12 protein-coding genes are annotated in these 12,262 nt (G+C 60.5%); 10 read left to right on the forward strand and 2 right to left on the reverse strand.

Annotation, left to right across the window (positions count from 1 at the left end):
* Positions 1–89: 89 nt before the first annotated feature.
* The 10 genes from metG to L861_RS05035 all read left to right on the forward strand — a co-directional run bounded on the left by metG (position 90) and on the right by L861_RS05035 (position 10,779).
* Positions 90–2,135 (forward strand): methionine--tRNA ligase, encoded by a 2,046-nt coding sequence (gene metG, locus L861_RS04990; protein WP_016415478.1) that lies wholly within the window; start codon positions 90–92, stop codon positions 2,133–2,135.
* A gap of 167 nt (positions 2,136–2,302) precedes the next feature.
* A complete protein-coding gene (locus L861_RS04995) occupies positions 2,303–3,892 on the forward strand; it encodes a sensor domain-containing diguanylate cyclase (protein WP_016415479.1) in 1,590 nt (529 codons plus the stop codon).
* A gap of 70 nt (positions 3,893–3,962) precedes the next feature.
* Positions 3,963–4,544 carry an electron transport complex subunit RsxA gene (gene rsxA / locus L861_RS05000; protein ID WP_016415480.1) on the forward strand — a complete coding sequence of 194 codons (582 nt, stop codon included), beginning with the start codon at positions 3,963–3,965 and terminating at the stop codon, positions 4,542–4,544.
* 30 nt (positions 4,545–4,574) lie between these two features.
* Positions 4,575–5,210, forward strand: coding sequence for an electron transport complex subunit RsxB (gene rsxB / locus L861_RS05005; RefSeq protein WP_016415481.1), 636 nt, complete (start codon positions 4,575–4,577; stop codon positions 5,208–5,210).
* Positions 5,203–6,936: an electron transport complex subunit RsxC gene (gene rsxC, locus L861_RS05010; protein WP_016415482.1), complete on the forward strand. Its 1,734-nt coding sequence runs from the start codon at positions 5,203–5,205 to the stop codon at positions 6,934–6,936. Before rsxB ends, rsxC begins: the two co-directional genes overlap by 8 nt.
* Complete coding sequence (locus L861_RS05015; RefSeq protein WP_016415483.1) at positions 6,933–8,012, forward strand: RnfABCDGE type electron transport complex subunit D; 1,080 nt, start codon at positions 6,933–6,935, stop codon at positions 8,010–8,012. The genes rsxC and L861_RS05015 overlap by 4 nt, the downstream gene beginning before the upstream one ends.
* Positions 8,009–8,677, forward strand: a complete 669-nt coding sequence (rsxG, locus tag L861_RS05020) for an electron transport complex subunit RsxG (protein ID WP_016415484.1) — start codon at positions 8,009–8,011, stop codon at positions 8,675–8,677. The genes L861_RS05015 and rsxG overlap by 4 nt, the downstream gene beginning before the upstream one ends.
* On the forward strand, positions 8,674–9,378 hold the full coding sequence (locus tag L861_RS05025) for an electron transport complex subunit E (RefSeq protein WP_016415485.1): 705 nt from the start codon (positions 8,674–8,676) through the stop codon (positions 9,376–9,378). Before rsxG ends, L861_RS05025 begins: the two co-directional genes overlap by 4 nt.
* Positions 9,379–9,388: 10 nt before the next feature.
* Positions 9,389–10,027, forward strand: coding sequence for an endonuclease III (gene nth / locus L861_RS05030; protein ID WP_016415486.1), 639 nt, complete (start codon positions 9,389–9,391; stop codon positions 10,025–10,027).
* A 2-nt stretch (positions 10,028–10,029) separates the two neighbouring features.
* Positions 10,030–10,779 carry a YdcF family protein gene (locus L861_RS05035; protein ID WP_016415487.1) on the forward strand — a complete coding sequence of 250 codons (750 nt, stop codon included), beginning with the start codon at positions 10,030–10,032 and terminating at the stop codon, positions 10,777–10,779.
* Here the strand turns inward: L861_RS05035 and L861_RS05040 are convergent.
* On the reverse strand, positions 10,776–11,840 hold the full coding sequence (locus L861_RS05040; RefSeq protein ID WP_016415488.1) for a tRNA-queuosine alpha-mannosyltransferase domain-containing protein: 1,065 nt from the start codon (positions 11,838–11,840) through the stop codon (positions 10,776–10,778). The two genes, L861_RS05035 and L861_RS05040, sit on opposite strands and share 4 nt — an antisense overlap.
* Positions 11,840–12,244 (reverse strand): ArsA family ATPase, encoded by a 405-nt coding sequence (locus L861_RS05045; protein ID WP_081645769.1) that lies wholly within the window; start codon positions 12,242–12,244, stop codon positions 11,840–11,842. The genes L861_RS05040 and L861_RS05045 overlap by 1 nt, the downstream gene beginning before the upstream one ends.
* Between the last annotated feature and the right edge of the window lie 18 nt (positions 12,245–12,262).

Consider the following 12,262-nt stretch of genomic DNA (forward strand, 5'->3'; position numbering starts at 1 on the left):
AAAGGATCAGCAACAAGCCAGCGGATGCAGTCATGCCTTAACAGGGCTACAATCGGTGGCTGATTTTGATGGGGAATTCCAGAGCCGATATGTCGAATACTGAAAGCGCCACGCGCAAGATCCTGGTCACCAGCGCCCTGCCCTATGCCAACGGCTCGATCCACCTGGGCCATTTGCTGGAATACATCCAGACCGATATCTGGGTGCGCTTCCAGAAAAGCCGCGGCAACGAGTGCCATTACGTATGTGCCGATGATGCCCACGGCACCGCCATCATGCTGCGCGCCGAGATGGAAGGCATCACCTCGGAAGAGTTGATCGAGCGAGTCAGCAAGGAACACCAGAGCGACTTCGCACGCTTCGGCGTGGCCTTCGACAACTATCACTCCACACATTCCGAGGAGAACCGCCTGCATAGCGAGCGGATCTACACCGCATTGCGCGATGCCGGCCATATCGCCACCCGTGATATCGAGCAGATGTACGACCCGGTCAAGGGGTTGTTCCTGGCCGACCGTTTCATCAAGGGCACCTGCCCCAAATGCAAGACTGATGATCAGTACGGCGACAACTGCGAGGCCTGTGGGGCCACCTACACCCCGGCTGAGCTGATCGATCCAGTATCGGCGATCTCCGGCGCCACACCGGAAGTGCGCAGCTCGACCCACTACTTCTTCAAGCTGCCCGACTTCGAACATTTCCTGAAGCACTGGACCCGCGCCGGCCACGTGCAGTCGCAGATCTCCAACAAGCTGCAGGAGTGGTTCGAATCGGGTCTGAACGAGTGGGACATCTCCCGCGATGCACCTTATTTCGGTTTCGAGATTCCCGATGCCCCGGGCAAGTACTTCTATGTGTGGCTGGATGCGCCGATCGGTTACCTGGCCAGCTTCCAGAATCTATGCGACCGCGAGGGCATCGACTTCGACAGTTTCTGGAAAAAGGATTCGAAGGCTGAGGTCTACCACTTCATCGGCAAGGATATCGTCTACTTCCATGCCCTGTTCTGGCCGGCCATGTTGGAAGGGGCGGGCCTGCGCACGCCCACCGGCGTCAATTGCCACGGCTTCGTGACGGTCAACGGCGCCAAGATGTCCAAGTCACGCGGCACCTTCATCAAGGCCGAGACCTACGCCGAGTACTTGAATCCGGAGTACCTGCGTTATTATTTCGCCGCCAAGCTGACCTCTGGAGTCGATGACCTGGACCTCAACCTGGAGGACTTCGCCAGCCGCGTGAACTCGGACCTGGTGGGCAAGGTGGTCAATATCGCCAGCCGCTGTGCCGGTTTCGTCAAGAAATTGGGTGATGGGCGGCTGTCCGCCCATTGCGCGGAACCGGAACTGGTCGCACGCTTCATCGCCGCTGGCGACGAGATCGCCAAAGACTACGAAGCCCGCGAATTCGGCCGCGCGATGCGCAAGATCATGGAACTGGCCGACGAGGCCAATACCTATATCGCCGAGAAGGAACCGTGGGTACTGGCCAAGCAGGACGGCCGCGAGCAGGAGGTGTTGGATATCTGCTCGGTAGGCATCAACCTGTTCCGCCAGTTGATGGTCTATCTGGCGCCGGTGGTACCCAAGATGGCAGGCGACGCCAAGGCCTTCCTGCAACTCGATTCTCTGGACTGGCACAGCCGCCACGAGGTGCTGTTGGGCCACGGGATCGCCAAATTCAAGCCGCTGATGACCCGTGTCGAGCGTGACAAGATCGACGCCATGATCGAGGCTTCCAAGGAAGACTTGGCCGAGGAGCAGAAGATGAAAGAGGCAGCCAAAGGCCCACTGGCCGAGGAGCCCATCGCCGAAGAGATCTCATTCGACGACTTCACCAAAGTCGACCTGCGGATTGCCCGCATCGCCAAGGCGGAATACGTCGAAGGCGCGGACAAGCTGCTCAAGCTGACCCTGGATCTGGGCGGCGAGACGCGCACGGTGTTCTCCGGTATCCGCTCAGCTTACGCCCCGGAAGCCCTGGAGGGTCACTTGACGGTAATGGTCGCCAACCTGGCGCCGCGCAAGATGCGTTTCGGCGTTTCGGAAGGCATGGTGCTGGCCTCGGGCGACAAGTCGGGCGGCATCTACCTGCTGGAACCCCACTCCGGCGCCGAGCCGGGTCAACGGGTGACTTGACCCTGACGATACGACGGGCACGCGGCCAGTCGCTGCGTGCCCGAATCACTCGGGTAATTGACCGAATTGGCTAAAGCCCTGGCTGTCATGGCCGATAGCATTTGTAGGAAATATCTTACAAATTCGCCGATGAGCCATATCAAGGCGCACCTGATGGCAATTACCTGATGAAGTCAGCCTTTTCCTCCCTGCGTAACCGATTCCTACTGGCATTAGCCGGCGTACTATGTCTTGCGCTACTGGCTTTGGTACTCGTCGCTCGCTACCAGATCGCACCTATTCTGCTCGAAGACGAGAACCGATATGCCAGTGCGGAGCTCGACCGTGCCGTGCGCGCATTGGATAGCGAAACCGGCCACCTGAAACGCCTGGTCGAAGACTGGGCATGGTGGGACGACTCCTATGAGTTCGTGCGTGGCGAACGCCCGGAATATATCGATTCCAATCTGTATGGCGACACGCTCGAGACGCTCGATCTAAACCTGATGGTGTACTTCTCGTCCGATAACCAGCCGTACTGGATCGCGGGATTCAACGACGACGACGAGTTTACGTCCTGCTCGGGCAAGCAGCCTCCCTGCAACTGGGCCATCAATATCGTCAGCCTGCTCAAGAGCAAGATTGAAGGAGGGCTCGAAGAGGACACCCATACCTGGTGGTTGACGACTCCGGAACTTTCCATGATCGGCATGTCACCGATTTACCTGCATGACGATGACGTGCCTCCCTCGGGCTGGTTGGCCATGGTGCGGCCACTCTCGGCGGAATGGATCGAACAGATACTCAACACTACCGGCATCGATATGACGTTCAGTGGCAAGGACGTTGGTGGCGAACTGATGTCTGACAGCCTGGAACGGTTGTCGCCGACAAAAATGCAGGCAAGTCGATATCTCGATGCCTTGCCTGCCGGTAATAAGTTGCTACTCGAAGCGACCCTGCCCCGCCAACGTTACCAGGCCAGCCTGGAAACGTTTCGCTTCGCCCTCTACTGGACCAGCGGTGTTCTGGTCGTGACCCTGATCGTAGTGCTGGTATTGCTCGAACGGATGATACTTCGCCCGCTGCGCCAGTTTGCCCGCTTCACTCAACAGCTTCAGAACCAAAGTAACACCAGTGTTACCCCCGTGGGCCTGCTCACTCGCCACGATGAGATCGGTATCCTGGCACGCGAATTCCAACACCTGCGGGAACACCAACAACGTCAGCAGTCCCTGCTACTGGAGCTTTCCCAGCACGATCACCTGACCGGCCTGGCCAACCGGCGTCTTTTCGATGAACGCCTCAGCCAAGCCCTCGACGAAGCGCAATGGGAACGCGGCAGCGTGGCCACGTTGATGGTCGATGTCGACTACTTCAAGGCCTATAACGATCACTATGGCCACCAGGCGGGTGACGAATGCCTGGTAGCACTGGCCAAATGCATGGACCGTTGCTTTTCTGGTCCCGACCAACTGGTCGCACGAACTGGCGGCGAGGAATTCAGTGTCCTGCTGCCGCGCATGTCGCTGTCGACTGCCACCGAACATGCCGAAACGCTACGCATGGCCGTCGAGCGACTGGCACTGCCCCACGTGGCCTCTTCCGTTGCCTCTTCCGTGACCGTCAGTATCGGGGTGGCAGCCGTCACGCCTGGTCTATCGCGAGACCCCGTGGAGCCATCATTTCTCATGCGCCATGCAGACAAGGCGTTGTATGCCGCCAAACGAGCAGGTCGCAACTGCGTACAACACAGTGAGGTCGAACTCCAACGCTAAGCCTCCCGGTATCCGCCAGCCCGTCTGGCAGCGTATAATGGCGGGCTGATTCATCCGACGATGGCGCGCGATGACCGAATATTTCCTGATTCTCGTCAGCACGGCGCTGGTCAACAATTTCGTGCTGGTGCAATTCCTGGGGCTGTGCCCTTTCATGGGGGTCTCCAATAAGCTGGAATCGGCCATGGGCATGTCCATGGCCACCACCTTCGTGCTGACGCTATCGTCAGTGGCCAGCTACCTGGTTTTTCACTACCTATTGGCTCCATTGGGGCTGGAGTACTTGCGCATCATCGCCTTTATCATGGTGATTGCCGCCGTGGTCCAGTTCACCGAATTGATGGTCAGGAAGACCAGCCCCCTACTCCATCAGGTGCTAGGTATCTTCCTGCCGCTGATCACCACCAACTGTGCCGTGCTGGGTGTGGCACTGTTATCGCTGAACCGTCAGTCAAGCTTCATGGAGGCCACACTGTATGGCTTTGGTGCGGCGGTAGGCTTTTCGCTGGTGCTGGTGCTATTCGCAGCCATGCGCGAACGGTTGGCGGTGGCCGACGTGCCACGTCCCTTCCGTGGCGCTGCCATCGCCATGATCACTGCCAGCCTGATGTCGCTGGCCTTCATGGGCTTCTCCGGCCTGGTGCAAATATGAAAGGCCCGAACATGAAACGGGCAGGTTGAGATGCTGGAACTGATCACCAACAACGAGATACTTGCCGCTATCGTGGCATTGCTGGGCCTGGCAGCCGCCTTTGGCGCACTGCTGGGTTTCGCTGCCGAGCGTTTCAAGGTCGAAGGCGATCCGGTAGTGGAGAAGATCGACGCTCTGCTTCCTCAAACCCAGTGCGGCCAGTGCGGCTACCCTGGTTGCCGCCCCTATGCCGAGGCGATCAGCCAGGGTGATGAAATCAATAAATGCCCGCCAGGGGGCGACACCACCATCGCGGCACTGGCCGACCTGCTAGGTCGTGAGCCCAAGCCGTTGGATGGCGAGGCACAGGACATACCCAAAGTCGCTTATATCCACGAAGACGAGTGTATCGGCTGTACCAAGTGCATTCAGGCCTGCCCGGTGGATGCCATTCTCGGTGCTGCGCGACACATGCATACGGTGATCGAATCCGAATGCACCGGTTGCGACCTGTGCGTGGACCCCTGTCCGGTGGACTGCATCGACATGCTGCCCCGCCAGCGCACCCCGGATGAATGGTATTGGCCACTGCCCGACGGCCCCGGTCACCGTCCAACCAGCGTCACGCCGACGCTGATCGCCACCGATCGCGTATCGGCTATCGGCCAGGGAGCGGGCCATGGCTAAGGCGTTCGACTTTCCCGGCGGCATTCACCCGCCACAGCGCAAGGCGCTTTCGACCCGTACTCCCTTGATTCAAGCGGCACTGCCAACCCATGTGGTGCTGCCCATGGACCAACACATCGGCAACCCCGCCGAGCCTTGCGTCGAAATCGGCCAGCGCGTGCGCACCGGCGAACGGGTGGCCCTGGCCCAGGGCATGATCTCGGCGGATGTCCATGCCAGCATCACTGGCACCGTCACCGCCATCGAAGAGCACCCGATACCGCACCCCTCACAGGGTAAGCGGCTGTGTGTAGTGATCGAACGCGACCCTAATGGCGACGATGATTGGTGCCGAATGCCTCCTCTCGACTGGCGCCATGCCGATGAGGACACCCTGCTCGAACGCCTTCGCCACTCCGGTGTGGTCGGCCTTGGCGGCGCCGGTTTTCCCACTCAGATCAAAGCGCGCGTGCGCGAGTTGCACGCGATCGATACGCTGCTGGTCAATGCCGCCGAGTGCGAGCCCTATATCACCGCCGACGACTTGACCCTGCGTACCTACCCCGACGACGTTATCGAAGGGGCTCAGCTATTCGCTCGTTTATGCGGCGCCGAGCGTATCCTGATCGGCATCGAGGACAACAAGCCCGAAGCGGTCGAGGCTCTGAATGAGTCCCTACGTCGTCATGCCGAAGACAGTGTTCCCATCGAACTGAAAATCATCGCGACACGCTACCCAAGTGGCGGCGAGAAGCAGTTGATCAAGCGACTGCTGAATCGCGAAGTGCCCAGCCATGGCCTGCCGGCCGATGTCGGTGTGCTATGCCACAATCCGGGTACCTTGCGTGCGGCTGTGCGTGCGGTACGCGACGGCGAACCGCTGATCTCGCGTGTTGTGACCTTGACCGGCGAGGCCTTGGCCCGCCCCGGCAACGTCGAGGCACGCCTGGGTACCTCCATGCACGAACTGCTGAACGCCGCGGGCCTGAAAGAAGACGAACTGGCACGGTTGGTAATGGGGGGCCCGATGATGGGATTCGCTCTCGACACTACGGCCCTGCCCTTGGCCAAGACCACTAACTGCCTGATCGCCGCTACTGAGCACGAATTGCCCGCGCCGCCCAAGGAACAGCCCTGTATTCGTTGCGCCGCCTGCGAACAGGTCTGCCCGGCCTCACTGCTGCCCCAGCAGCTTTACTGGTTTGCCAAGGCTCGCGAGCACGACAAGGCAGAGCTATTCAACCTGTTCGACTGCATCGAATGCGGTGCCTGCAGCTATGTATGCCCTAGTCACATCCCGCTAGTGCAGTACTACCAGGCCGCCAAGGGCGAAATTCGTGAACGGCGCCGCGAAGCCCATAAGGCCGAACACGCTCGACATCGCTTCGAATTTCGTCAGGCTCGCCTCGCCCATGAAGCGGCCGAGAAAGAGGCCAAGCGCCAAGCCCGTGCCCAAGCGGCTTCACGCGTGGCGGCACGTACCGCCCAGCCGTCGCGTCAGGAACCCCGAGGAGAGGATGCCGCGACGGCCAAGGAACAGGTCAAGCAATTGCGCATCGCCCAGGCTGCCGCCAAGGCGGCACTGCGCAAGGCCGAGAAAGCACTGGCCAGGGCCAGCGAAGCCGGTGAAGGTGAACTCGACGATCTCGAGGTTCAAGTCGCCACCGCCAGGGAGAACCTACAGGCCACCGAGGCTCGGCTGGCTGCTGCCCAGAAGGACGAACAGCAGGGAGAGCCACGCCAATGAGCCTGATGCATGCCAGTGTCGAACCGGCACGCCTACCCCCCTCCTCTGGCCAGGTGATGGCCTGGCTGTTGCTAGCCACGCTTCCCGGTATCGCCACACTCGCTTGGCATTTCGGCTGGGGAGTGCTGACCAACGTGCTGACTGCCGCTGCCTTCGGCGTAGCGTTGGAGGCACTGATACTCAAGCTGCGTGGACGTTCGCCCAGTGCCACGCTGCGTGACAACAGCGCCCTGGTCACCGCGGTGCTGCTGGGCGTTTCATTGCCACCCGGTTCGAGTTGGTGGTTGATTCTGGTGGGCATGGTGGCAGCCATCGTGATTGCCAAGCAGCTCTTTGGCGGGCTGGGCCACAATCCCTTCAATCCTGCCATGGTCGGTTACGCTCTGTTGTTGGTCGCGTTTCCGCTGCCTATGACCCAATGGGCGGCTCCGCATGGGTTGTTTGGCCCCGACGCCATGTCACTTCCCGATGCACTGCAGTTGCTGGCCGGGCTCGACGGGAACCAAGGGCTGGATGGCATGAGTGGTGCCACCCCACTGGATGCCTTCAAGCACAAGCCCGAGACCCTGATGGCTAGTGAATTCTGGGCATCGTCACCGCTCCCGGAAGGCGCTATGGGCGCTTGGCGCGCCGTGGCACTAGCCTGGCTCGCCGGAGGCGCCCTGCTGCTCTACAAGCGCCTGATCAGCTGGCATATCCCGGTTGCCATGTTGGGCGCCATGGCGGCGATTGCCACGCTGCTCTACGGTGTGGACCCCAGCCACTACGGCTCTCCTCTGTTCCACCTTCTGGGTGGCGCCGCCATCTTCGGCGCTTTCTTCATTGCCACCGACCCGGTCAGTGCCGCCACCAGTCGCAAGGGCAAGCTCTATTATGGTGCCGGCGTCGGTATCCTGGTGATGATCATCCGCACTACCGGCGCATATCCCGATGCCGTGGCCTTTGCCGTATTGCTGATGAACTTCGCCGTGCCCTTCATCGACTACTACACCCAGCCGCGCACCTATGGGCACCGTGCCCCCACTCGTGGCATCAAGGTCAAGCAACTCGACGACGACCTGGAGGAGCCACGATGACAGCGCCAGCGCAACCCCCCAAGCGTTCCATTGGCCGCGCCATTCTGCGTTCTGCCCTGGGGCTAGGGTTGTTCGCCGTCGTCACCGCCGGGATAGTCGCCGGTACTCGGGCACTGACCGCGGAGCGCATCGCCGACAACCGCCAGGCCAGCGAGTACCGCATGCTCCGGGAGGTACTTCCCGAGGAGTTGCGTGATGTACCGATCGAGACGCTGCTGGACAATGTCGTGACACTGCCGGCCAGCGAAGCCGTGGGCCAACGCCAGCTCTTCCGTGGCTGGCGAATAGAAAGCAGCGAGAAGACAGTATTGATCATGCCGGTGGTGGCCACAGGAGGCTACAGCGGTGATATTCATTTGCTGGTCGGTATTGATCAGCAAGGTCGTGTCACCGGTGTGCGCGTGACCCGTCATCAGGAAACCCCGGGGCTTGGCGACAAGATCGAGCGGCGCAAGAGCGATTGGATCACTCGCTTCAATGGCCGCTCGCTGGAAGATCCTGCCTCCGGTAATTGGGCTGTGACCAAGGACGGCGGTGAATTCGATGCGTTCACCGGCGCCACCATTACTCCCCGGGCAGTGGTCAGGGCGGTAAAACGTAGTCTGGAATATGTCGAGGCGGAGAGAAGCGCTCTATTTCAGGCCGATCAGGAGAACCAGCCATGAGCCAGTTCAACGAGCTCGTCAAGAATGGCTTGTGGGCCAACAATCCCGCCCTGGTGCAGTTACTGGGCCTGTGCCCCCTTCTGGCCGTTACCAACAGCGTGGTCAATGCCTTGGGCCTGGGGCTTGCGACCCTGCTGGTGTTGATGGGCTCGAATATCTCGGTGTCGTTGATTCGCCGCCGCGTAGCCAGCAATGTGCGTCTGCCGGCCTTCGTGATGATCATCGCCGCCTTCGTCACCTGCGCCGACCTGCTGATGCAGGCCTATACGTTCGAACTGCATCAGATTCTTGGCATCTTCATTCCCCTTATCGTCACCAACTGTGCGATTCTCGGCCGTGCCGATGCCTTCGCCTCGAAGAATCCACTACTGCCCGCCGCCACCGACGGCCTGATGATGGGGCTTGGTTTCGGTGCCGTACTGGTGCTGTTGGGTAGTCTGCGAGAACTGTTCGGCCAAGGTACCCTGTTCGCCGACATGGACCTGCTGCTGGGCCCGGCAGCAGCCAACTGGCAAGTCACGGTGTTCCCGAATTACGATTTCCTGTTCCTGGTGCTACCGCCCGGCGCCTTCTTCGCTACCGGATTGCTGATCGCGCTGAAGAATATTATCGACGATCGTCTGGAGCGCCGTCGCCGGCTGCGCCAGGCCGACCAGCCCAAGGAAAGTCGCCGGGTACGCGTCACCGGCACCATTCGTTAACGGACGAGACATGAACGCCCAGAAACGCTACGAGATCTTCGCGCGACTGCGCGAGCACATGCCCGAACCGACCACTGAGCTGAACTGGAGTACACCCTTCGAGCTGCTGACGGCTGTGCTGCTTTCCGCTCAGGCTACCGATGTCGGTGTCAACAAGGCCACCGCGCGACTGTACCCAGTGGCCAATACCCCGCAAGGCATCCTCGATCTCGGCCTCGACGGCCTCAAGGAGCACATCAAGACCATCGGCTTGTACAACACCAAGGCCGAGAACCTGATGAAGACCTGCCAGATCCTGGTCGATCAGTTCGACGGCGAAGTGCCGCAGACCCGGTCCGCCCTGGAGGCCTTGCCCGGCGTGGGCCGCAAGACCGCCAACGTGATTCTCAATACCGCCTTCGGCCAGCCGACCATTGCCGTCGACACACATATCTTCCGCGTCTCCAACCGTACGCGCATCGCACCGGGCAAGAACGTGATCGAGGTCGAGCAAAAGCTGATGCGCCACGTGCCCAAGGAATTCCGCCAGGACGCTCACCATTGGCTGATCCTGCATGGTCGCTATACCTGCGTGGCACGCAGACCTCGCTGCGGTAGCTGCGTGATCGAGGACCTGTGCGAGTACCCTGACAAAGTGGACATCGCCTGACCATGAACTGGCTCAAGTACCTGCTGCTGCCGCCAGTGGTCAACGTACTGCTGGCATTGCTCGGCGCCCTGCTGTGGCGTCGCATGCCCTGGTTCGGTGGGCCACTGATGGCGCTTGGGGTCATCGGTCTGCTGTTTTTGGCCACGCCGGTGGCCAGTCACTGGCTGCGACAAGGACTGGAACCCAGCCACCCGATCGATACTGCCGAGTTGCAGCAGGCTGGTGCAATCGTGATCCTGGGTGGTGGACGCGACTTCGAAGCGCCGGAATTCGGCTGGGGTGATGCCCCTAGCAATGCCACTTGGCGGCGTTTGGCCTATGGTGCCAAGCTGCATCGCGACAGCGGTTTGCCAATTCTGGTCAGCGGGGGCCGGCTGGATGACGACAACGTCCCGGAAGCCGAATTGATGGCCGTTGCCCTGCGTGAGGTGTTTGGTGTTCCGACCGCATGGCAAGAGGGACGAAGCCAAACCACGGCGGAAAATGCCCGCTATAGCGCCGAACTCCTGCAAGCCGCTGGGATCCAGCGAGTGGCACTGGTTTCGCAGGCATGGCACCTACCTCGCGCTGTACCGGAATTCACCCGTGCCGGGCTAGAGGTGATCCCCGCCCCCACCGAGTTCGCCAGCCCACCACCAGACGGCCTACGCGCCTGGCTACCCCGCGCCTACCATCTGCGCCAAAGCAGTCAGGCGTTGCACGAGTGGTTGGGACGTGGTGTATATGAACTGCGCAAAACCCTCTTCCGTTAAATGTTGTCTGAGCCCATTAGCAACCGGCAATAGACATCACGCAGATGCGGCCATTCCCAAGCCCTGGTATCAAGCGGCGCGGGGCGAGCATCGGGATATGTCAGCCAACGCTCGAGGTGGACCTCGAGGTCGTGCCGGGTTCCGTCATAGCGATACTCGCGTGGATAGAGTTCAGGGAAGCACAAGCGATCGGGTACCAACGGCAAGCAGCCACGTTGCGCAGCTTCCATGATCGATAGCCCCTGGAACTCGTGAAAAGTGGTGGAGACCACGATATCGGCACCTTCGAGTATCTCTCGGTAGGTGGCCCCGGGCTGCGGCCCCCAGCACAACAGATGCCCTTTCAGCCAGGCATGGGCGGCTTCGAATATCTCAGGCTGCTGGCGGAAGCGTTGGCCCATCACCGCTACCTCGAAATCGATCCCGCGGGTTTTCAGCCCATGCAGTGCCTGAAAGAAATCATCGGGATTCTTGTCGTATTCCCAGCGATGATTCCAAACGATGCGCCGCCCCCGTTTGGGAGGCATCGCCTCGTTGAGCGGCTCGATAGGCACGGGTACCACGCAGGCGTCGCGCGCCAACCGATCCAATGTGGCCCCGATGCGCACCTTCTCCGGCATGCGTTTGAGAAATCGGCGAACGCCGCCGAGAAAACTGTCGCGATTATAGGTGGTGTTGAAGACCACCTGATCCGCCGCGAGTGCCGAATAGAGGTTGACCATTTGCGCCTCGACTTCGGATTTCCGCTCGGCAGAAAGCGGGTAGGCGAACTGGTTCTCATGGAAATAGACGATCTTGCGTGCACGCCCCAAATGCGGATGGAGTCCCACTAGCGTCGCCAGATCGACCATCGACGTGGCCAGAATCACGTCGTAGTGCCGTTCCAGTACATCGGATGCGTCGAGCGTCCAAGTCAGCGGGTTGCCGCGAATCCGCCAACTGAAGTGGCGAGGGGGCAGCTCCAGCAGTTGCCAGTCAATGGCATCGACATGACGGCAAATCCCTTGTGCCCAATGCTGGTGGCTAACGGCTGCATAGGCCGATAACAATAACCCTTTCATTAGAATCCCGCCGCCTCCAGTCGACTGGCCAGGTCGTCGAGGATCTCCAAGCCATGTACATCGGTGGGCAGCAACGGTAACCGAGGGCGAGGCAGGCGCGCAAATTCATTATCGATGCGCGCCAGATAGCTGGCTTCCTGCTCGCGGCGGCGACGCAGGAACTCGCCGTCGGCCTCTTCGGGAATCACCCGATTGACCAGTGTCGCGGCAACCGGAATCCTGGCCGCTTCCAATGCTTCCACGGCACGCGCGGTCTCGAGAATCGGCAGGCGCTCCGGGGTCAATACGAACAGGAAGCTGCTCTCCTCGGTATTCTCGAGGCAACGGCACGCTCGATGAGGTACATCCCCAAGCTCACGCTCGAAGACATCACCCTCGAGACTTTTCCAACCAAAATACGTCAAAAGTCGAAAGGCATACGA

It is taken from the genome of Litchfieldella anticariensis FP35 = DSM 16096, assembly GCF_000409775.1.
In the GTDB taxonomy this organism is placed as follows: domain Bacteria; phylum Pseudomonadota; class Gammaproteobacteria; order Pseudomonadales; family Halomonadaceae; genus Litchfieldella; species Litchfieldella anticariensis.